The organism is Agrobacterium sp. LMR679 (assembly GCF_027157905.1).
In the GTDB taxonomy this organism is placed as follows: Bacteria; Pseudomonadota; Alphaproteobacteria; order Rhizobiales; family Rhizobiaceae; genus Agrobacterium; species Agrobacterium leguminum.
The window spans coordinates 1,287,775-1,309,822 of the sequence record NZ_JAPVOJ010000001.1 but is presented as its reverse complement, the minus strand read 5'-3'; the positions used below and the strand labels follow the sequence as shown (position 1 = coordinate 1,309,822).

The window sequence follows — 22,048 nt, the reverse complement described above, 5'->3', positions numbered from 1 at the left end:
CTTCATGCGGTCCCTTATTCCGCACTCTGGCATGGGAGACTTGAACATCCAGTTTTGAGAATTGCTTGCATTTTATCCATTGCCGCGGGAAACAAGGTCCCCATATGCTTCGCACGCATAATCAGAAGGACACGTTGGATGACCCTCAACCGCGCTACCCCGCAACCCGTATTCTCCCTTGCCGAAACCTCCGGCCCGGCGCTTGGCGATCTGCCCGGCTGGAAGCTCTCGGATCTCTATCCGTCGGGGGATCTGCCGGAATATAAGGGTGATCTCGAGAAGGCAGCATCGATGGCGGCGGCTTTCGAGGAGAAGTGGAAGGGAAAGCTCGAAGCCGCCGCGAAGGCCACGGGCGAAAAGGGCATCGGGGCCGCGCTGAAGGAATATGAAGCGCTGGACGATCTGATCGGCCGCATCGGCTCCTTTGCCGGGCTCACATATTTTTCCGATACGTCGAACCCGGCAAACGGCAAGCTTTATGGTGACGCCCAGGCAAAGCTGACGGATATTTCCTCCCACCTCCTGTTCTTCACCCTTGAGCTCAACCGCATCGACGACGCCACGATGGACGCCTGCATGGCGAATGACGCCGCGGCGGGTCACTACCGCCCTTGGCTAGTGGATTTGCGCAAGGACAAGCCGCACCAGCTCGACGACCAGCTGGAACAGCTGTTCCTCGAAAAATCGATGACCAGCGCGGCGGCCTTCAACCGCCTGTTCGACGAGACGATGGCCGATCTGCGTTTTGACATTGACGGCGCGAGCCTGCCGCTGGAAGTGACGCTCAACATGCTGCAGGAGCCGGAACCGGAAACCCGAAAGAAAGCGGCTCAGGCGCTGAGCGCCACCTTCAAGGACAATCTGCGCGTCTTTACGCTCATCACCAACACGCTCGCCAAGGATAAGGATATTTCCGACCGCTGGCGCAAATTCGAGGATATTGCCGATAGCCGTCATCTCGCCAACCGCGTCGAGCGCGAGGTGGTCGATGCCTTGGCGGCGGCGGTCAAGAAGGCCTATCCGCGCCTCTCGCATCGTTATTACGCCATGAAGGCGAAATGGCTCGGCATGGAGCAGATGAATTATTGGGACCGCAACGCGCCGCTTCCCGATACGTCGAACACGATCATTCCCTGGGATGAGGCAAAGGACACCGTGCTTTCCGCCTATGGCAATTTCGCCCCCGAGATGGCCGATATTGCCCGCCGTTTCTTCGATGAAGAATGGATCGACGCGCCGGCCCGCCCCGGCAAGGCGCCGGGCGCCTTCGCGCATCCGACCGTGCCCTCGGCCCATCCCTATGTGCTGGTCAACTATCTCGGCAAACCGCGTGACGTGATGACGCTTGCCCACGAACTTGGCCACGGCGTTCATCAGGTTCTGGCTGGCGAACAGGGCGCCTTGATGTGCGCGACGCCGCTGACGCTTGCCGAGACCGCTTCCGTCTTCGGGGAGATGCTGACCTTCCGCAAGCTGCTCGACGACACCAGGGACATCCGGGAACGCAAGGCCATGCTCGCCCGAAAGGTCGAGGACATGATCAACACGGTCGTGCGCCAGATCGCTTTTTATGAATTCGAGCGCAAACTGCACACCGCCCGCAAACAGGGCGAACTGACCTCCGAGCAGATCGGCGAGTTGTGGCTGTCCGTTCAGGCCGAGAGCCTTGGTCCGGCAATCCGGGTTTCCGAAGGCTACGAGACATGGTGGACCTACATCCCCCATTTCATTCACTCGCCCTTTTATGTTTATGCCTATGCCTTCGGCGACTGCCTGGTGAACTCGCTCTATGCGGTCTACCAGAAGGCCGAGACCGGTTTTCAGGAGAAATATTTCGAGCTTCTGAAGGCGGGCGGCACCAAGCATCATTCGGAGCTTCTGAAACCCTTCGGCCTCGACGCGACCGATCCCTCCTTCTGGGACAAGGGGCTTTCGATGATCGAGGGGCTGATCGACGAGCTGGAAGCGCTGGATAACAAACAGGCTTAATCTCTTCCACCGGCAGGGCTATCCTATTTCGGACAAGCTTTGCCGGTTGATATTGCCGGCAGAAGACACCGGCAACAATTCAGGCGACGAGCACAGGCAATGAAACGCAAACCCGCCGATCTGACCTTGAGGGAAACCCTGCGCTGGGAGCCGCAGACCGGCTTTCAGCGCATCGACCAGCATATGCGCCGATTGCTGCGCTCCGCCGACGCGCTCGGTTTTCGCGCGCCGGTCAATGCGGTTCAGGTGCTGGAAAAGAAGGTGGGCGGCGAAAAGCCGCTCTGCGTCAGGCTGGTGATGAACTACAAGGGCGAACTCGACATCGAAACCGCCGACTTCCAGCCCTTGCGGCAGGATGCCGTCTGGCGGGTTCGCATCGCCCGGCAAACCACGCTCGACTCCTCCGATACCTTCTATCGCCACAAGTCCTCACGCCGCGAGCCCTATGATGCCGCCCGGGCCGAATTTTCAGCCGGGGAGGCCGACGAGGTGCTGCTGCTCAACGAGCGCGGCGAGTTGTGCGAGGGATCGTCGACCAGCATTTTCGTCGAAATGCCGGATGGGCAATTGCTGACGCCGCCGCTCGACAGCGGCATTCTGCCGGGTGTGCTGCGCGCCGATCTGATCCGCGAACGCAGGGCACGCGGACAGGCGCTGAAACCGGAAGACATTGCCGGCCGGAAACTCTTCGTCGGCAATTCGCTGCATGGGTTGATTGCGGCGGAACTCGTCTAAACAGTCACCGCCAGAAGCCGGTCGCGGCCTTTTTCCTTGGCCGCATAAAGAGCTTGATCGGCCCGCATGAAAACATCGTCGGCGCTTTCTGGCGCGCGATAGACCGTCAGCCCGGCCGAGCAGCTATAGGAAAAATCCGGGAACTCGGAGAGCGGCCTCGAAAGACGCACCTTCTGCAGCAGTCGTTCGACGATCTCCCGGCCCTCGGCCACCGTGCTGCGCGGCAGGATGAGCATGAATTCCTCGCCGCCAATCCTGCCGAAACAATCCACCCGCCGGATGACGGAATGGGCGATGCCGACGAAATCGCGAAGCACCGCATCCCCGCATTTATGACCGAAACGATCGTTGATCTGCTTGAAGAAATCGATATCGAGCGTGCACAGGCAAAAGGGCGCCTCAAGCTCCCTGGCAACCCGTTCCACCTGCAAAGCCAGCTTGGCGAAGACGAAACGGCGATTTGCCGTTCCCGTCAATTCATCCGTCTGCGAGGCGCGGACTGCCAGATCCCGGTCCTGCCGCAGCGTTCTGTAACCCTGGCGCAATTCGGTGACGTCGCTTGCAACGCACAGCATCCAGCCATCCTGCTGCACCGTTTCCGTCATCCAGAACCAGCGGCCGTCATGCATATCCATCTCAAAGGCGCGGTAAGGCAGCTTGCCGCGCCGGGACTGCGCCGAAAGCAGCCATCCCTCGAAATCATTGTTGCGGACGACGACACCGGTGCGCAACCGGTGGTTCAGCCGCATGATATCCGCCCAGGTCGGGAAATCGCCGGCGGCGAGCTGAAAGCTTTCCCGAAACGACGGATTGGCATGGCGCAACCGGTCCTCGGAATCGTAAAGAGCAATAAGAACGGGGGTGGTACTCTGAAGCGCTGCGACACGCTCGATAAGATTATTCAACAGGCAACTCCCCCGTGATGGCGAAAATTCCCCCGTCGTCATCCGGCCAAAGCCCCCAAGCCTTTGGACATAGAGAGGAAAAGAAGAACTTAATTATAAACGCACTCTCTAAAATGCGAAGAGGCAGAATGCGGTGGAAAGGGTGCGCGCGACCGCCTTGCCGTCGCCATCGTCATATGTCCGTCATCCACCTGCCCTTTATTGTGGCACGCTTTTGTGATCTAGCTTACTTATTGGCTGAAAAAGGAAAATTGACGAATGACGGACGCAAACCACCCGATTTACGGCGATATTGACGGCCCCATCATCATGATCGGCTTCGGCTCCATCGGGCGCGGTACTCTTCCGTTGATCGAACGTCATTTCAATTTCGACAGGACCCGGCTCGTCGTCATCGACCCGCGCGAAGACATCGCCGCCTTTCTGGCCGAGAGGAACATCCGCCATATCCAGACGCATCTGACCAAGGAAAATTACCGGGAGATTCTCAAGCCGCTCCTCAAGGGCGTGCAGGGTCAGGGCTTCTGCGTCAATCTTTCGGTCGATGCGGCCTCCGTCGATCTGATGCGGATCTGTCGCAAGCATGGCATGCTTTACATCGACACCGTCGTCGAACCCTGGCCCGGCTTTTATTTCGACGCCGATGCCGACAATGCGGCCCGAACCAACTATTCGCTGCGCGAGACCATGTTGAAGGAAAGGGCGCGAAAGCCCGGCGGCACGACTGCGGTTTCCACCTGCGGCGCCAATCCGGGCATGGTGTCCTGGTTCGTGAAACAGGCACTCGTCAATCTCGCCAAGGATACCGGCCTCGACATCGAGGAGCCGCAGCCGCATGACCGGGAAGGCTGGGCAAACTTGATGAAGCGGCTTGGCGTCAAGGGCGTGCATGTGGCCGAGCGCGATACCCAACGGGCGAAAGAGCCGAAACCCTTCGGCGCTTTCTGGAACACATGGTCGGTCGAAGGTTTTATCGCGGAAGGTTTTCAGCCTGCCGAACTCGGCTGGGGAACGCATGAAAACTGGATGCCGAAAAACGCGAAAAAGCAGAAAAAGGGAAGCAAGGCGGCGATCTATCTCGACCAGCCCGGCGCCAATACGCGGGTGCGCACCTGGTGCCCGGGGCTTGGGCCGCAATATGGGTTTCTTGTCACCCATAATGAAGCGATTTCGATTTCTGACTATTTCACTGTCCGAAACGATGATGGCGATGTGACCTATCGGCCCACCTGCCATTATGCCTATCACCCCTGCAACGACGCCATCTTGTCCCTGCATGAGCTGTTCGGCAATGGCGGTAACCCCCAGCCGATCCAGCACGTGCTTGGCGAAGACGAACTTGTCGACGGCGCCGACGAGCTGGGTGTCCTGCTCTACGGTCATGACAAGAACGCCTATTGGTATGGTTCGCGGCTCACCCTGCAGGAGGCGCGTTCGCTTGCCCCCAGCCAGAATGCGACCGGATTGCAGGTCAGCTCCGCTGTGCTCGCGGGCATGGTGTGGGCGATTGAGAATCCGCAGGCCGGCATCGTCGAGGCCGATGAAATGGATTACCGCCGTTGCCTCGAGGTGCAGCGCCCCTATCTCGGACCCGTCGAGGGACATTACACCGACTGGAAGCCGACCGATGGTCGCCCCGGCCTTTTTCCCGACAATATCGATACGTCCGATCCCTGGCAGTTTCGCAACATCCTCGTGCGCTGATTGGACGGAGTCTCATATTTGTCACGCCGGGGCTTTCCTGCACGACATCAGGAACCGGGGAGAGCGAACAACGTTGCCTTGAAATAAGCAACGCTTCGCGGCATGGTCGAAGCACAGAAGGTTTCATCGAATCGCAGGAGAACAGGCTCATGAACTTCAAGACAAGCGCTGCTTTGCTTTCAGCCGCCATCGCGGTGTCTTCATGTGTCGCGCCGGGTCCCTCCCAGCAGACCTCGATGGCGCCTTCGCTTGCCCGCGGCCCGGCCGTCGACGGTCGCTGGATCGACCGCAACGGCATCGTATCGACGTTCCAGAACGGCGCCTTCTCCACCCGTTCGACCGACACCAACACGCTTCTGGCCTCCGGCACCTATGTGACGATTTCGCCGACGCTTTACGAAATCAACATGACCTCGCTGGTGCGCAACACGCAGTCGCGCGTCAACTGCGCCCTCGTCTCCCCATCACAATTGAACTGCACGACAGACACGAACAGTCAGTTCTCGCTGACGCGCCAAGGCTGATAACATCACCTTTTCAAGGGGATGATCTTCTGGAACGCACGCCTCGGGCGTGCGTTTTTGTTTATTGTGCGCCTGTCATAATTTCGCTTGCGGCGATTGCCGCTAAATGGAAACATCGCGCTTTGAAAGACTGACATGTTTTCAGATTAGAAAATGAGCACGGCCGGAGGATGATCGACCCGCCCGGGCTTCCGCTTTGAACAGGAGAGAGGGACCATGAAGAAAATTTTGGGACTGGGCATGCTGAGCGTTTCGGCGATAACGCTTTCCGCCGGAGCGGCTCTGGCCGATTACGAGCTCAACATTCTTCACATCAACGATTTTCACTCCCGTATCGAATCGATCAACAAGTTCGACTCGACCTGCTCGGCGGAAGAAGAAGGCAAAAACGAATGCTTCGGCGGCGCCGCCCGCCTTCTGACCGCAATCAATCAGACCCGTGATGCCCTGAAGGCTGAAGGAAAGAACGTTCTGCTGCTCAATGCCGGCGACAATTTCCAGGGATCGCTGTTCTACACCACCTACAAGGGCACGGTGGAAGCGGAAGTGCTGAACGCCATGAAGTTCGACGCCATGACCGTCGGCAATCATGAGTTCGACGACAGCGAGGACGGACTTGCCGGCTTCCTCGACAAGGTGCAGTTCCCCGTCGTGACCGCCAATGTGGTGGCCACCGCCGCCTCGAAAATCGGCGACCGCGTCAAGCCGTCCATCGTGCTCGAAGTCGGCGGACAGAAAATCGGCATCGTCGGCGCGGTCGCCAACGATACGGCGGAACTGGCAACGCCCGGTCCCAATATCACCATCGCCGAAGATGTCGCGAAAATCAGCGAGCAGGTGCAGAAGCTGAAGCAGGACGGCGTCGACAAGATCATCGCCCTCACCCATGTCGGCTATCCGCGCGATCTCGAATTCATCGCCAAAATCCCCGACGTCGACGTCGTGGTCGGCGGCCACACACATACGCTGCTTTCCAACACCGACCAGAAGGCCGAAGGCCCCTATCCGACCCTCGTCGACAATCCCGGCGGCTACAAGGTTCCGGTCGTTCAGGCCGGGCAGTACAGCAAATATCTGGGCGACCTCAAAGTGGTCTTCGACGACAGCGGCGTGGTCAAGGAAAGCAAGGGCGATCCCATCCTGATCGACTCCTCTTTCAAGCCGGATGAAGCCACGCTGAAACGCATCGATGAGCTGAAGGCGCCGATCGAGGCTCTGAAATCGAAGGTCGTCGGCTCGTCGGAAGGCCCGATCGAGGGAGACCGCAAGGTTTGCCGCGTGAAGGAATGCTCCATGGGCAATCTGGTGGCCGATGCGACACTGGCGCGCGTCAAGGATCAGGGCGTGACCATCGCTTTCGCCAATAGCGGCGGCCTGCGTTCCTCCATCGATGCCGGCGATGTCTCAATGGGTGAAGTGCTGACGGTTCTGCCGTTCCAGAACACCGTCGCGACCTTCCAGCTGAAGGGCGAGGATATTCGCGCCGCCCTCGAAAACGGCGTCAGCCAGATCGACGACGGCGCAGGTCGTTTCATGCAGGTCTCCGGCCTGAAATATTCCTTCGACCGCTCGAAGCCGGCCGGCGGCCGTGTCGTTTCGGTCGAGGTCAAGGAAGGCGACGCCTTCGTGCCTGTCGATCCCGCCAAGACCTATATTGTCGCGGCCAATAATTACGTTCGTACCGGCGGCGACGGCTTCAAGGTCTTTGCGACCAAGGCCATCAACGCCTATGACTTCGGCCCCAACCTCGAGGAAGCCGTTGCGGCCTATATCACCGCCAACAGCCCCTATAAGCCCTACACGGATGGCCGCATCAGCGAAGTGACGCCTGCCGGTTATGTCGCTCCTGCAAAGCCTGCGGCACCCGCGCCGGCCGCAACCGCACCTGCGCCGGCCGCCGCACCGGCTCCCGCAGCACCTGCTGCCACAGCACCGGCCGCCACGGCTCCGGCCACGACGACGCCTGCCGCAGCCGCTGCTGCCGCCAGCAAATATGTCGTTGAAAAGGGCGACTCTCTCTGGAAGATCGCAGCAGAGAAATATGGCGACGGCGCTCTCTGGAGCAGGATTGCCAAGGCAAACACGCTGAAGCATCCGAACCACATCGAGATTGGCGAGGAGCTGGAACTGCCGGCTCAATAAGCCGGACGGGAGCAGACAGGGCAATTTGCCGCAGACAGGAAGCCGGCCTTCGGAGATCGGGGCCGGCTTCTTATTTTCCTTTTGAAAACAAATCCTTACAGATCAAATTTTGGCAAAGGGCATCCTGCGGCTCCCTCCGCCCCGGAAATAGCCTCCGCCGGTGGTTTAATCCTGAAAAATTTCGTCTAGAACACGTGAACAAATTGACGGCACGAGCGTATAGCTCGGGCATTGCCGGCCCAACCCCGTCGCGGTTTGCGTTCGGCGCGCATAAACAGAAGATGGAGCGTTTCCGCCCTTGTCCGAAACGGAACCGCTCCTCATCCAACCAGTCCGAGTTTCAGGGTGTCATTCATGGCGACAGAACTATCCGCACTCCCCGCAAACCATCCCCGCACGGCATTTGGCAAGGTCGGCGTCCTGCTCGTCAACCTCGGCACGCCTGACGGTACGGACTATTGGCCGATGCGCCGTTATCTGGCGGAATTCTTGAGCGACAAGCGGGTAATCGAATGGTCGCGTCTCTACTGGTATCCGATCCTTTACGGCATTGTCCTCAACAAGCGCCCGCAGAAAGTCGGCAAGGCCTATGAGGAAATCTGGAACCACGAGCGCAATGAAAGCTATCTGCGCACCTATACTCGCAGCCAGGGAGAACTGCTGGCGGAAGCGCTGAAGGACCTGCCCAATGTCGCGGTCGACTGGGGCATGCGTTACGGCCAGCCCTCCATCGCCTCGAAGATCGACGCGCTGAAGGAACAGGGTTGCGAAAAAATCCTGCTTTTCCCGCTTTACCCGCAATATGCCGCATCGACGACGGCAACCGTGAACGACAAGGCTTTCGAGCATCTGATGAAGCTGCGCTGGCAGCCCGCCATCCGCACCGTACCGCCCTATCACGACGATCCGGCCTATATCGAAGCGCTCGCCGCCTCCGTCAAAAACCATCTGGCGACGCTGGACTGGGAACCGGAGATGCTGATCACCTCTTTCCACGGCATTCCGCAATCCTATTTCAAAAAGGGCGATCCCTATTATTGCCACTGCCAGAAAACCGCCCGTCTGCTGCGCGAGGCGCTGGGACGGACAGGGAAAAATTTCATGATCACCTTCCAGTCCCGTTTCGGGCCGGAAGAATGGTTGCAGCCCTATACCGACAAGACCGTGGAAAAGCTGGCGTCGGAAGGCATCAAGCGCATCGCCGTGATGAATCCCGGCTTCGTCTCGGATTGTCTTGAGACACTGGAAGAAATCGCCGGTGAAGCGGGCGAGATTTTCCTGCATAATGGCGGAGAGAAATTTACCCATATTCCCTGCCTGAACGACAGCGCCGAGGGCATGAATGTTCTCGAAAAGGTTGTGCGGCGGGAGTTGCAAGGATGGGTGTAATCTTGCCATAACGATGCCGGGGTAAAACCCGGACGGTTCTGATCAGGAGGAAAAGTGATGATTGCATTGGGCGGTTTCGACATCGTCGTCATGGCAGCGGTGGTTCTCGTTATTCTGGTGCTGTTTGCCGGCATCAAGACCGTGCCGCAGGGGCATCGCTACACGGTTGAACGGTTCGGGCGCTACACCCGCACGCTCGAGCCGGGCCTGAACCTCATCGTGCCGTTCTTTGAAACCATCGGTTCGAAAATGAACGTGATGGAGCAGGTCCTTCATATACCGACACAGGAAGTCATCACCCGCGACAATGCCAGCGTCTCCGCCGACGCCGTCACCTTCTATCAGGTCCTCAATGCCGCGCAGGCCGCTTACCAGATCGCCAATCTGGAAATGGCCATCGAAAACCTCACCATGACCAATATCCGTTCGGTGATGGGATCGATGGACCTCGACGAATTGCTGTCGAACCGCGACGCCATCAACGATCGACTGCTGCGCGTGGTGGACGAGGCGGTGGGACCATGGGGCATCAAGGTCACCCGCATCGAAATCAAGGACATCGCGCCGCCGAAGGATCTCGTCGATTCCATGGCGCGGCAGATGAAGGCCGAGCGCGAAAAACGCGCGCAGGTGCTGGAAGCCGAAGGCGCCCGCAATGCCCAGATTCTGCGCGCGGAAGGCGCAAAGCAATCCGCCATTCTGGAGGCGGAAGGCCAGCGCGAAGCTGCATTCCGCGATGCCGAGGCGCGTGAGCGTCTGGCCGAGGCCGAGGCCAACGCAACCCGCATGGTCTCGGAAGCCATCGCCGCCGGCAATGTCCACGCCATCAACTATTTCGTCGCCCAGAAATATACCGAGGCTCTGGCGGAGATCGGCACGGCGAAGAATTCCAAGATCGTGCTGATGCCGATGGAGGCTTCGGCGCTGATCGGCTCCCTCGGCGGCATCGGCACGATTGCGAAAGAGGTTTTCGGCGACAGCGGCGATGCGCCGACTGCGCCTGCCGCCTCCACACCGTCCCGCTCCGTGCCGCCGACGCGGCCTTCCGGCCAGAGCATCAACGTCACGATCCCCGGCAATCCCTTCGGTTCCTCGTCGGAGAAGTGATGATGCTGCAACGGCTTGCCACTGAGCTGGGACCATGGAGCTGGTGGATCGTCGCCTTCGTGCTTCTGGCCGCCGAACTCATCGCTCCCGGCGTGTTCCTGATCTGGATCGGCCTCGCCGCGCTGGTTATCGGCGCGGTCTCGCTGCTTTTATGGGATGCGGCATTCTGGGCCTGGCAATTGCAGCTGGTACTGTTTGCCGCGCTCTCGGTCGTCTTTGCCCTGCTCGGCCGCAAGTATTTCGGCAGGAACCGGGCGGCGAGCGACGAGCCCTTCCTCAACCAGCGAGAGGCAAGCCTTGTCGGCCGCACCGCGACCCTTCAGGAACCGATTGTCGAAGGGCGTGGCCGGATCAGGCTGGACGATACCTGGTGGCCGGTCAACGGCGAAGACCTGCCGGCCGGCACCCGGGTGAGGATCGCTTCCGCACGCGGACGAACGCTGACAATCGAGCCGTTAGATCGATAGGTTTTGATCAGCTTTGTCAGGATCGGCGGTGGCTTCAAGCCACGCCAATTCTCAAGAGATCGTGGAAATGCACCAGCCCTATGGGCCGGTTGTCGTCATCGATGACAATCAGCGCGCCAATGTGGAATTTTTCCAGCGTCGCCAGTGCGCTGGTCGCCAGCACCGATTTTTTGACGGTCTTCGGCGTGCGCGTCATGATATCGTCGACCGTCATCTCGGCGAGGTTGCGCGACAGGTTGCGCGCCATATCGCCCTCGGTGACGATGCCGCACAGGCGGCCATCCTCGTCCAGAATGCCGACGCAGCCGAAATGCTTGCGGGAGAGAACCCCTACCGCTTCCGGCATGGCCGTTCCCTTGTTGACCAGCGGCACACGATCGCCGGTATGCATGATATCGCTGACCAGCGTCAGGCTCGCCCCCAGTTTGCCGCCGGGATGAAACACCTTGAAATCGCCCGCGGTGAAATTGCGCGCCTCCAGCAGCGCAACGGCAAGGGCATCGCCCAGCGCAAGCTGCATCAACGTAGAGGTCGTGGGCGCAAGGCCGAGCGGGCAGGCTTCCTGTTCATTGGGAACCAGCAGCACGATATCGGAAGCCTGTGCCAGCGATGAATTTTCCGAACAGGTGAGCGCGATCAGCGGAATGGAGAAACGGCGCGAATAGTTGATGATGCTGCGCAGTTCCGCGCTTTCGCCGCCCTTGGAAATGGCCAGCACCACATCATCGCCGCCGATCATGCCGAGATCGCCGTGATTTGCCTCCGCCGCATGCACAAAAAAGGCAGGCGTCCCGGTGGAGGCGAAGGTGGCGGCAAGCTTCGCGCCTATGTGGCCGCTTTTACCCACCCCGGTAATGATAAGGCGGCCATTCGACTGGCCGATGGTCTCAATCGCCTTGCAGAAGGGGTCGGAAAGACCGTTCCTCAGAGCATCCTCAAGGGCGGCAAGGCCAGCCCGCTCCATCGAAATCGTCCGCACGGCGGATTCGATGGCATTGTCTTCGACCAGTTTGACGGCGCGCGTAATCATGGCCGACTGTTACTCTTTCAGCCGGAATAAGTCCACTCTCGAGCCGACAGGCACCGGGTTTTAGTAGATGTCGCCCGAAAATGCTCAACGGTGTGGGTACAACGGCATGTCATCAATGACGCCGGTCCGGCGGAGAAATCTCCTCCATCGTTCCAAGCCGCTTGAAAGGGATGTTTTCCTCGTCGACCAGATATCGCCCGAGCGTCCTCACCCATGAGACCGAGCCGTCGCTGCGGCGCACGGCATATTCCTGATTATAAAAACTCGCGGCCTTCAGGGTAATCAAAGCCGTTTCGATCACACGGTTTCGGTGATCCAGGTCGACTTTTTCAAGCATCTGAAAAATGCTGATGCCCTGCATCGCCTGCCGCAATGGAATCCCGAAGAGTTCAGCACATACTTCGTCTAGATAGAAACGGTCATTGGTAATATCCCAACAATAAAAACCGACCTGCTTGGCGTTCAAAACGGGATTCATGAAACGACGCTGTCACACAAAATAAAATTCAATACCACTTGCTGAGCAATAGAAGATCAGCCCCTATAAACTATAGGGCGATTCCGTGCCAAATTGAAACGTTTTAATCTTCTCATATTAGAATTTTTTTGCATTTATGACTATTCTTCTCCAGTAATCGAGGTGAGTGAAATCGAGCCGCCCGATTCAGCGATGGATGTCGCGGCTTTTTCCTCGCCTGCCATAACACTGAAATCCCGGCGATCTTTATCAACTGTTAACCATAAAGAACCTATTGTTAAAGCGATGTTAAAACTTGCGTCGCCTGTCTGGTCCCTGGTTTCTTCATGTCATTTCATCAGCCTGCCACTCATCGGGCCTGAGGAGATGTCTTGGTGGTCCTTCGATCCGGCATCGGCCAAACTCGCCGGGTGAAAAGGAATGAATGTGAAGGGCACCGCCACACGTCTGCCGACGTCGCGGAAAGCAGCAACCCTGCTGCTCGCCTGCACGATTTTTTACCCGCAGGGAAACGCCTTCGCGCAGACTGCAACGACAGCCATACCCGTCTTGCCAGGCGCCGCTTCTGCCGCCGACGGAGCAGCTTCCTCCATACCGGCGACGGACAGTAGGGTGAGCACTGGCACTGTCCCGGCCACAGCTACGCCCACGCCCGCACCGCAACTGTGGCGTCCCTCCAACAATCCCGGCGATCCGATTTACGAACAGCAGGACGACGCGGGCCAACCCTATGCCGAGGCCGAAAACCCCTATGAGCCGACAGTGGACGGGGGCGAAAATCCCCGGATAGCGACCGAACCCGGCCAGACGCCCGGCATCCGGCTAGGCACATTCCTGCTACGGCCTTCAATCAGCCAGACGATCAATACGGAAAAGCAGACGAATACCGGCGGTCCTTCCAGGCGCAATTATCTGACGACGGGCATACGCGGTACGCTCACCAGCGACTGGTCCCGTCACGCTTTGACGGTGACCGGCGACGGCGCCTGGGAGAGAAATTTCGGCAGCGACAAGGACGGCGAAGAACCCCGGGCCAGGATAGAGGCCGATCTGCGCCTTGATCTCGGCGAAGAAACGACGGCCAATCTCAAGGCCGGTTACGAATTCAGCCGCGAGGACACGACGGACCCCAATGCTCTCACCGGCGCTGCCGTGCAGGGCGGCGAACACCGCTTCACCAGCAGCGCGTCGATAGAGCGGGATTTCGGCAAGTTGCGCGGTCTGGCGGCGCTCGATCTGTCGCGCACGGTCTATACGGATGCGAAAGGCGTCGACGGCCGGCCGATCAGCCTCAGTGACCGCGATCAGAACGGCGCGAACCTGCGCGGACGCATCGGCTATGAATTGTCGCCGGCGCTCATCCCCTTCCTCGAACTGAATGCCGGCACGACCAAATATGACAGGCGTCTCGACAATTCGGGCTATGCCCGCTCCTCCAATGCCTATGGGGCAAAGGTCGGCGCGGAAGTCGATCTTGGCGAGAAGACACGCGGCGAGGCCGCCATCGGTTATTTGCGCAAGCAATATGACGACGATCGCCTCGCCTCGATCGGCGCATTGACGCTGGATGGCGAACTCAACTGGTCACCCCAGCGCGGCACCAATGTCAATCTCGGCCTGCGCACGACGATAGAGGACTTTGCCGGCGGACCGCAGGGTGGCTGGATTTCCTATCGGCTGGATGCCGGCCTGACCCACGAATTGCGCAGCAACCTCGTTGCCCGCCTGACGGGACAGATCGTGCATCGCACATTCCCCTCTTCCGACATGGAAAATGCCGTGGAATATACCGCAGGTGCTGGCCTGACCTGGGGACTGAACCGCTATCTCGACCTGACGGCGGACGTCAGCTACCAGTGGACACCGGTTTATGACAGCAGTGAGCTGCGCGTCGGCGCAGGACTTGTCCTCAAGCGATAGGTTTCGGCCAAAAAGAAATCCCGGCGCGAAGGCCGGGATCCCGTTTCTGTTCTGATAGATTACTTCAACCCGTCGATCAGCGCCTTGATCGGCTCTTCGATCGCAGGGCGAATATCGCCACGCTCCAGCGCGAAGGCGACGTTGGCAAGGATGAAACCATCCTTGGCGCCGCAGTCGAAGGTCTGGCCGCGGAAATGATAGCCGGAGAACTGCTGCGACCTGGCAAGCGTCAGCATGCCGTCCGTCAGCTGGATTTCGTTGCCGGCGCCACGCTCCTGATTTTCGAGAATGTCGAAAATCTCGGGCTGAAGAATATAACGGCCGTTGATGTAGAAATTCGACGGCGCCGTACCCTTGGCAGGCTTTTCGACCATTTCAGTGATCTTGAAACCTTCACCCACGGCATCACCCACACCGACGATGCCATATTTATGCGTCTGGTCGGGAGCGCATTCCTGCACCGCGATGACGTTGCCCTGGGTCTGGTCGTAAAGTTCGACCATGCCCTTCAGGCAGCTTTTCTGCGAATGCATGATCATATCGGGCAAGAGCACCGCGAAAGGCTCGTCGCCGACGATATCACGGGCGCACCAGACCGCATGGCCAAGACCGAGCGGCACCTGCTGGCGCGTGAAGCTCGCGGTGCCCGCCTTGGGCAGAAGGCCGGCCAGCAATGTCAGCTCGGCATTCTTGTTGCGCTCGCGCAGCATCTGTTCAAGTTCAAATTGAATATCAAAATAATCTTCGATCACCGCCTTGCCGCGGCCGGTGACAAATACAAAATGCTCAATGCCCGCTTCCGCCGCCTCATCGACGACGTATTGAATGACCGGCTTGTCGACGACAGTGAGCATTTCTTTCGGAACCGCCTTGGTTGCGGGCAGGAAACGCGTGCCGAGACCTGCGACCGGAAATACGGCCTTCCGAATTTTCTTCTGTTCTACCACATATCCCTCCTGAGAGATAAAACTTGATCACAATCCCCGCACGCTGTTGTTATTTCAAAAATAACAACGTTTTGTAAAGGGTGACGCTACCATCTATTAATGGTAAAGAATTTGTTGACGTTCTTTTGTTATCCATGATGACGCCCGATGCGTTTTCGCAATCGAAATGACATTCGAGAGAACGAAAGACAGACGATGACAAAGATGATCCTTTCAGATGTCCGCAAATTCGGCTGCATGGTGGTTGCAGGCCTGGCAATCTCGCTGGCGCCCGTTTCAGCCCGCGCCGATCAGGGATTCCGTCAGTGGATCAACCAGTTTTATGCAACAGCCGCGAAAGAAGGCATTAGCAAGGCGACCTATCAGAAGGCCTTTGCCGGTGTCAGCGAGCCTGATCCGGATGCGCTGCGCAAGGCCACCTTCCAGCCGGAATTCACCACGCAGATCTGGGATTATCTCGATTCCCGCGTCAATCCGTATACGGTGCGGATCGGCCGCGAGATGAAGATGAAACACGCGACGACCCTCAACTGGATCGAGCGTAACTTCAACGTCGACAAGCATATCATTCTCGCTATCTGGTCGATGGAATCGAATTACGGCGCGGTTCTCGAAAAACCGGAGCGGCTGCACAACATCCCGCAGGCGCTGGCAACGCTCGCCTATTCCGATCCCAAACGCGCCAAATTCGCGCGCACGCAATTGATCGCCGCTCTGAAGATTCTCCAGGCGGGCGATGTCACGCCGAAACAGCTGACAGGCTCCTGGGCGGGCGCGATGGGTCACACCCAGTTCATTCCCACCAGCTACCTGCTTTATGCGGTGGATGCGGATGGCAACGGCAAGCGCGACATCTGGCACTCCGTTCCGGACGCGCTGGCAACTGCTGCCAATCTTCTTTCCAAGAACGGCTGGGAGCCGGGCCGGACCTGGGGTTATGAAACCGCCGTTCCGCGTGGCGGCGCCCGTTATGAAGGGCAGACGAAGACCATTGCGGAATGGACGAAGCTCGGCTTCGCCCGCCCGAACGGCAAGAACTTCACGCGTGGCTCCGATCGCGCCATGCTGAAATTGCAGGGCGGGGCAAACGGCCCCGGCTTCCTGATGATGAAGAACTTCTTCACCATCAAGAAATACAACGCCTCCGACAGCTATGCGCTCGCCGTCGGCCTGCTTGCGGATGAGATCGCCGGTTATGGCGGCATGCAGCAGAAATGGCCGCGCCCCGATGGGACGCTGGACATTCGTGAAAAATTCGAGCTGCAGACCCGCATGAAAGAACTCGGCTATTATGACGGCGAAGTCGATGGGAACTTCGGTTCCGGCTCGAAAGCCGCCATCAGCGCCATCCAGTCGCGCATGGGTATGGAAACTGACGGCCAGCCGTCGCAGCGGTTGCTGAGAGCCCTTCGCAACTGATAATGTGCCGGCGAATTCGGCGGCTGTTAAGAAACGCCGCCGAAATATCCGGAAGGGTCGATGTCATGAGTAGGAAACCTGCGGAAAAAAACGGAAGAATCGGCTGGCGTTTCTGCGCCGTCCTTCTTTCCGCCGTTCTTGCCGTGCCGCTCGTTCCTTCCGAAAGCTTCGCTCAGGAGCAACGGCGCACCCTGTTTGAAATGCTCTTTGGCAGGCCGGTAGGCCGCGAAGGCGGATCCGGGCGCGAATACCAGCCCCGCAACCGCCGCGACTTTCCGTCTGCTCCCCGTGAAAGATCGGTCACCCGCCCGCAACCCGCCAGAAAAGCGCCCTCGGTGGTGCAGATGCGGACCGCAAAGCCGGAGCCTGCCGCCAAGCTTGAAAATGCGCGGCGCGTTCTGGTTATCGGCGATTTTCTTGCCGGCGGCATGGGGGAAGAACTGGTCAATGCCTTCGCCAGTTCGCCTGCAATCGCCGTCGATGTGCGTGCCAATGGTTCTTCCGGCCTCGTCCGTACCGATTATTATGATTGGTTCACCAACCTGCCGCAATTCATCAACGAGACCAAACCGGCCACCATCGTCATCATGATGGGATCGAACGATCGCCAGCAGATGCAGATCGGCGATATCAGGGAAAAATTCGGCACAGAGGTCTGGTTCAAGGAATATGAGCGGCGGATCGACGAGCTTCTGGCCCTTGCCGGACGCCAAAAGGTGCCGCTCTTGTGGGTTGGCCTGCCCGCCTTCCAGTCGCCGTCGCTTTCGGCTGATCTCGTCGGTTTCAACCGGCTTTATCGCAGCCATGTCGAGAAATATGGCGGCGAATTCGTGGACGTATGGGACGGTTTCGTCGATGAGGCGGGAAAATTCGTCATCACCGGTTACGACATGAACGGCCAGCAGGCGCGCCTGCGTGAGGCTGATGGCATCGGCATGACCCAGGCCGGTAAACGAAAGCTCGCATTCTACGTCGAAAAATTCGTGCGCCGGCACCTCGATAGCGCTGGGCCGGACCTCGTGAAACTGGACGGCAGCAATCTGCCGGCGCTCACCTCCCTGCCTGCACTTGGCATCGATGCCGGGCAGGTGCGCACCCAGCCTATCAGTCTCACCGATCCCAATCTCGATGGCGGCGACAAGCTGCTGGGCGATGCCCCTTTGGCCGCCGGACCGACACGCGTACCCGTGGTGGAATCGCCACGCGAGAGGTTGACCAAGCGGGGCGAGATGGCCGATGCACCGGCAGGCCGCATCGATGACTATCGTGTGGCGCCCGATACCACGCAGGCAAAACAATAAGCGCTTTCGCAGCGGCCTGACCGCCCCGCAGCGGGCGTAATGTTTAGGCAATCCCCACATGACAGGATAGGTACAGCTTTGCAGGAATGCGGGGTTGGCCATCCACCACCCCCGTTCCCCTTTTTGCACGGCGACATCTATTTGACGGCGACGCCTCGCTTGTTCGTAGCGTCAGCGACGCCGTCGTTTTTCGCCTTTCGCCGCGCCCCTTTCCGGAAGGTACGCCGGACAATACCGAGATGAATTCATGCGCCTGCTGCTTGTTGAAGACGAACGCGAAATGGCAGCAGCCCTGTCCGCCGCGCTCCACCGGTTCGATATTATCGTGGATACGGTCGGCACGCTCGATCTTGCCCGTCACGCCATCATGGACGGCGTCCACGACCTTGTCGTGCTCGACCGGCAGTTGCCAGATGGTGACGGCATCCAGCTTATCGAAGATTTGCGGCTCCTGCCCGTCACCCCGCCCGTCATCGTGCTGACGGCGCAGGGCGCGCTTGTGGATCGGGTGAATGGCCTGAACCTCGGTGCGGACGATTATCTGGCCAAGCCATTCGCGGTCGAGGAACTGCTTGCGCGCATCCGCGCCCTGATGCGCCGGCCGGCCGGCGCCGTGACGATGACGGCAAAACTGGGCAGGCTGGAATTCTGCTTCGAAACCCGCGAAGTGCGTATCAAGGGTGAATTCCTTCCGCTGACGAGACGCGAACTGCTGATCCTCGAAGCCCTGTTGCGGCGACAGGGCAGAACGGTGCTGCGCTCATTGCTTGAGGAAGCCGTTTATAATTTCGACGATGAAATCCAGTCCAATGCACTCGATTCCCATATTTCCCGCTTGCGCCGCAAATTGGCGGCCGCGGATGCGGGCCTTGAGGTCCACGGCATTCGCGGCGTCGGTTATCTGCTGAGGGCAACCTCGTGAGGCTGGCCAGAAGAAAATCGCTCAAGCGCCGGCTCACCATTCAACTGCTGCTGTTCCAGATCGGCAGCCTGTTCTTCGTCACCGCCGCCATTGTCACCTATATGTCGAGCGGCGGCGCAGGCAGCGCGCTGCTCAGCCCGGAGGCTGCCCAGATAACCGCCAACGCGATCATAAGGAATGAGGACAATCGGCTGGTTCTCAAAGAAACACCCGAATTCATCAACCTGCGCAGCAATACCTCCGATTTCTGGTTCGTCGCGGTCAGCGAAAAAGGTGAGATCGTGCAGGGCGGGCAGGTGCCCGAGGCATTCAGCAACATGGATCAGCAACTGAGCGACATCAGGGTCTCCGACGTGCGCGACGCGGCGCTGTCCTATTCCTACCTCGCCGTGGTACGCATCGCCGTCGTGCGCCGTGCTTCGGGACCGGCGGGAGAATTCGTCATGATCGGCAAAGGCGGGCCGTTCAGCATGACCTTCCCCGTTCTGATGTTCTCGAACATATTGATCATGCCTGTCCTCATTCTCATGTCCATCGTGACAGTCGTGACCATCCCCTGGATCATCCGCAGGGAATTTCGCGCCCTTTCCACCATCGCTCGCACGGCGGAAACCATCGATATCGACAGACGCGGATACCGATTGCCGGATGGCGATATTCCACGGGAGGTGCAGCCGCTCGTCCATGCCGTCAACGGCGCGTTGAAGCGGCTGGACGATGGCTACGAACGGCACAAGCGCTTCATTCTCGATGCCGCCCATGAATTGCGAACCCCCGTCGCCATTCTCCAGACCCGGGTGGAAACCTTGCTGGACGGCCCGGCCCGCAGCAGAATATTGGCGGATGCCAGCCGTATCGCCGTGCTGGCCGAACAATTGCTCGATTTGCAGCGCCTTGGCGGGCAAAAGGCCCCTCTGGTCCCACTTGATCTTGTCACCCTGTGCAGATCGGTCGTCGCCGATATGGCCCCGCTCGCCATATCACAGGGATATGCGCTGTCCTTCGAACCGGAGGAAGAGCCTATCCTCGCCCTTGCCGACGACGCTTCGTTGCAGCGCGCCCTGATGAACATCGTGCAAAACGCCATCGAACATGGCGGCAATCGCGGCACGATCACGATAAGGGTGGCGGCAAACCGGGTAATTGAGATAGCCGACGAAGGCAATGGCATTCCCGAAGAGGACCGGGAACTGGTTTTCGATGCCTTCCACCGCCTGCGGCCGAAAGATCGCGGCACCGGGCTCGGGCTCAACCTCGTGCAGGAAATCGTCCGCTATCACGGCGGGGAGATTACCATCAGCGATGCTTCCACCGGTGGCGCCTGCTTTCGTATCACCCTTCCCTATTGCTGAAGAAAAAGCCCTCATTTTGCAGCCAAAAGAAAAGGCCTGTTGTGTTTGCAACAGGCCTTTCCGGTTCGTATTATCGTCGGTGCTTAGCGCGGAAGAACGGTCGCACCCATCAGCGCTTCATCGATCGCACGCGCCGCCTGACGGCCTTCGCGGATTGCCCAGACCACCAGCGACTGGCCACGGCGCACGTCGCCCGCCGCCCACAGCTTGTCGACCGAGGTCTTGTAGTCCGTTTCGTTGGCGATCACATTGGTGGAGCCGCGACGGTCAGTGTTGAGCGTCAGCTTGCCGTCCATTTCCTTCAGCACGCTGTCCGTGAAGGGACCGGAAAAGCCGATGGCGATGAAGGCGAGATCGGCCTTGATGATGAATTCCGTGCCGGCAATCGGCTTGCGGCGGTCATCCACCTGACAGCACTTCACGCCAGTCAACACGCCGTCTTCGCCAACGAATTCGAGCGTCGCCACCTGGAACTCGCGGATGGCGCCTTCGGCCTGCGAGGACGAGGTGCGCATCTTGGTCGCCCAGAAGGGCCAGACCGCCAGCTTGTCTTCCTTTTCCGGCGGCATCGGGCGGATGTCGAGCTGTGTGACCTTCACCGCACCCTGACGGAAAGCCGTACCGACGCAGTCAGATGCGGTATCGCCGCCGCCGACAACGACGACATGCTTGCCGCCGGCAAGAATCGGATCGGCCGGCCAGCCGACGCTGTCGATATTTTCGCGACCGACGCGGCGGTTCTGCTGCACGAGATAGGGCATGGCATCGTAGACGCCATGCAGATCGGCGCCACCGATACCGGCCGGGCGCGGGGTTTCCGAACCGCCGCAATAAAGCACGGCATCGTGGGCGGCGAGAAGCGCCTCGACCGTCACATCGACGCCGACATTGACGCCGCAATGGAAGGTGACGCCTTCACCCTTGATCTGCTCGACACGGCGGTCGATGAAGTTCTTCTCCATCTTGAAGTCCGGGATGCCGTAACGCAGCAGGCCGCCGGGCTTGGATTCGCGCTCATAGACATGAACCTCGTGGCGGGCGCGGCGAGCTGCTGCGCAGCCGCCATGCCCGAAGGACCAGAACCGATGATGGCGACTCGTCTGCCGGTGTGGATCGTCGCCGGCTTCGGCACGATGAAGCCCAGCTCATAGGCCTTGTCGGCAATCGCCTGTTCCACGGTCTTGATGGCGACCGGCGCATCCTCGAGGTTCAGCGTGCAAGCCTCCTCACAGGGCGCGGGACAGACGCGACCGGTAAATTCCGGGAAGTTGTTGGTGGAATGGAGGTTGCGGATCGCCTCTTCCCAGTTGTTGTTATAGACCAGATCGTTCCAGTCAGGGATCTGGTTGTGCACGGGACAGCCCGTCGGGCCATGACAGTAGGGAATGCCGCAATCCATGCAGCGCGCCGCCTGCTTCTGCACCTCGGCATCCGACATCGGAATGGTGAATTCGCGGAAATGGCGGATACGATCCGATGCGGGCTGATACTTGCCCACCTGCCGGTCGATCTCCAGAAAACCTGTAACCTTGCCCACGTTTATGTCCTCACGTCAAAGCGGAGCGCCTGTCGGGCCCCAGTACCAGTAAGCGAAACCAAAAGCCGCCCCCAGCACGATGAACTCAAATCCGGTCTCGCCGCTCGTCCAGGTGATCGCCGTGGGAACGGCGACCGCGATCATCAGCGAGACCAGTTGCTGTAGTATCCTCACGCGGCG

The 22,048-nt window shown here is 59.3% G+C and carries 18 protein-coding genes and 1 pseudogene; 13 read left to right on the top strand and 6 right to left on the bottom strand.

The window, feature by feature from the left end; translation table 11 throughout:
- The first annotated feature begins 138 nt into the window (after positions 1 to 138).
- Both O3W47_RS05990 and O3W47_RS05985 read left to right on the top strand, forming a co-directional pair.
- The gene (locus tag O3W47_RS05990; RefSeq protein WP_269313228.1) at positions 139 to 1,989 is read left to right on the top strand and encodes a M3 family oligoendopeptidase; all 1,851 of its coding nucleotides are present in this window, start codon (positions 139 to 141) and stop codon (positions 1,987 to 1,989) included.
- Positions 1,990 to 2,088: 99 nt separating this feature from the next.
- Complete coding sequence (locus O3W47_RS05985; RefSeq protein ID WP_269313227.1) at positions 2,089 to 2,724, top strand: aminotransferase class IV family protein; 636 nt, start codon at positions 2,089 to 2,091, stop codon at positions 2,722 to 2,724.
- On the opposite strand, the gene O3W47_RS05980 is transcribed toward O3W47_RS05985, so the two are convergent.
- On the bottom strand, positions 2,721 to 3,629 hold the full coding sequence (locus O3W47_RS05980) for a GGDEF domain-containing protein (protein WP_269313226.1): 909 nt from the start codon (positions 3,627 to 3,629) through the stop codon (positions 2,721 to 2,723). The genes O3W47_RS05985 and O3W47_RS05980 overlap by 4 nt on opposite strands.
- Before the next feature lie 258 nt (positions 3,630 to 3,887).
- Here O3W47_RS05980 and O3W47_RS05975 point away from each other — a divergent pair, with 258 nt between their 5' ends.
- From O3W47_RS05975 to O3W47_RS05950, 6 genes are all read left to right on the top strand, one after another.
- The gene (locus O3W47_RS05975; RefSeq protein ID WP_127755546.1) at positions 3,888 to 5,333 is read left to right on the top strand and encodes a homospermidine synthase; all 1,446 of its coding nucleotides are present in this window, start codon (positions 3,888 to 3,890) and stop codon (positions 5,331 to 5,333) included.
- Positions 5,334 to 5,482: 149 nt separating this feature from the next.
- Positions 5,483 to 5,857 (top strand): outer membrane lipoprotein Omp10, encoded by a 375-nt coding sequence (omp10, locus tag O3W47_RS05970; protein WP_003497694.1) that lies wholly within the window; start codon positions 5,483 to 5,485, stop codon positions 5,855 to 5,857.
- Positions 5,858 to 6,073: 216 nt separating this feature from the next.
- On the top strand, positions 6,074 to 7,999 hold the full coding sequence (locus O3W47_RS05965) for a 5'-nucleotidase C-terminal domain-containing protein (protein WP_269313225.1): 1,926 nt from the start codon (positions 6,074 to 6,076) through the stop codon (positions 7,997 to 7,999).
- Positions 8,000 to 8,353: 354 nt separating this feature from the next.
- A complete protein-coding gene (hemH, locus tag O3W47_RS05960; RefSeq protein ID WP_137453621.1) occupies positions 8,354 to 9,388 on the top strand; it encodes a ferrochelatase in 1,035 nt (344 codons plus the stop codon).
- Positions 9,389 to 9,445: 57 nt separating this feature from the next.
- The gene (locus tag O3W47_RS05955) at positions 9,446 to 10,495 is read left to right on the top strand and encodes an SPFH domain-containing protein (protein ID WP_269313718.1); all 1,050 of its coding nucleotides are present in this window, start codon (positions 9,446 to 9,448) and stop codon (positions 10,493 to 10,495) included.
- 2 nt (positions 10,496 to 10,497) lie between these two features.
- Positions 10,498 to 10,962, top strand: a complete 465-nt coding sequence (locus O3W47_RS05950) for an NfeD family protein (RefSeq protein WP_031233584.1) — start codon at positions 10,498 to 10,500, stop codon at positions 10,960 to 10,962.
- 34 nt (positions 10,963 to 10,996) lie between these two features.
- Here the strand turns inward: O3W47_RS05950 and O3W47_RS05945 are convergent, their stop codons facing one another.
- Positions 10,997 to 11,992: a KpsF/GutQ family sugar-phosphate isomerase gene (locus O3W47_RS05945; RefSeq protein ID WP_003519544.1), complete on the bottom strand. Its 996-nt coding sequence runs from the start codon at positions 11,990 to 11,992 to the stop codon at positions 10,997 to 10,999.
- 112 nt (positions 11,993 to 12,104) lie between these two features.
- Positions 12,105 to 12,470, bottom strand: a complete 366-nt coding sequence (locus tag O3W47_RS05940) for a PAS domain-containing protein (protein ID WP_080819538.1) — start codon at positions 12,468 to 12,470, stop codon at positions 12,105 to 12,107.
- A 420-nt stretch (positions 12,471 to 12,890) separates the two neighbouring features.
- On the opposite strand from O3W47_RS05940, the gene uppP reads away from it, so the two are divergent.
- On the top strand, positions 12,891 to 14,390 hold the full coding sequence (uppP, locus tag O3W47_RS05935; RefSeq protein WP_174024338.1) for a polysaccharide biosynthesis protein UppP: 1,500 nt from the start codon (positions 12,891 to 12,893) through the stop codon (positions 14,388 to 14,390).
- Positions 14,391 to 14,449: 59 nt separating this feature from the next.
- Here uppP and galU read toward each other — a convergent pair whose 3' ends face one another.
- Entirely contained in the window at positions 14,450 to 15,337 is an 888-nt protein-coding gene (galU, locus tag O3W47_RS05930; protein ID WP_137005041.1) for a UTP--glucose-1-phosphate uridylyltransferase GalU, read from the bottom strand.
- A 195-nt stretch (positions 15,338 to 15,532) separates the two neighbouring features.
- On the opposite strand from galU, the gene O3W47_RS05925 reads away from it, so the two are divergent.
- From O3W47_RS05925 to O3W47_RS05910, 4 genes are all read left to right on the top strand, one after another.
- Entirely contained in the window at positions 15,533 to 16,756 is a 1,224-nt protein-coding gene (locus O3W47_RS05925; RefSeq protein WP_003519550.1) for a lytic murein transglycosylase, read from the top strand.
- Positions 16,757 to 16,821: 65 nt separating this feature from the next.
- The gene (locus tag O3W47_RS05920) at positions 16,822 to 18,057 is read left to right on the top strand and encodes an SGNH/GDSL hydrolase family protein (protein WP_269313224.1); all 1,236 of its coding nucleotides are present in this window, start codon (positions 16,822 to 16,824) and stop codon (positions 18,055 to 18,057) included.
- A 247-nt stretch (positions 18,058 to 18,304) separates the two neighbouring features.
- Positions 18,305 to 18,979, top strand: a complete 675-nt coding sequence (locus O3W47_RS05915) for a response regulator transcription factor (protein ID WP_003519552.1) — start codon at positions 18,305 to 18,307, stop codon at positions 18,977 to 18,979.
- Positions 18,976 to 20,331 (top strand): sensor histidine kinase, encoded by a 1,356-nt coding sequence (locus tag O3W47_RS05910; protein WP_269313223.1) that lies wholly within the window; start codon positions 18,976 to 18,978, stop codon positions 20,329 to 20,331. The genes O3W47_RS05915 and O3W47_RS05910 overlap by 4 nt, the downstream gene beginning before the upstream one ends.
- 83 nt (positions 20,332 to 20,414) lie before the next feature.
- Here the strand turns inward: O3W47_RS05910 and O3W47_RS05905 are convergent.
- Positions 20,415 to 21,868, bottom strand: a pseudogene (locus O3W47_RS05905) (glutamate synthase subunit beta).
- 15 nt (positions 21,869 to 21,883) lie between these two features.
- The gene (locus O3W47_RS05900; RefSeq protein ID WP_162936798.1) at positions 21,884 to 22,042 is read right to left on the bottom strand and encodes a hypothetical protein; all 159 of its coding nucleotides are present in this window, start codon (positions 22,040 to 22,042) and stop codon (positions 21,884 to 21,886) included.
- Between the last annotated feature and the right edge of the window lie 6 nt (positions 22,043 to 22,048).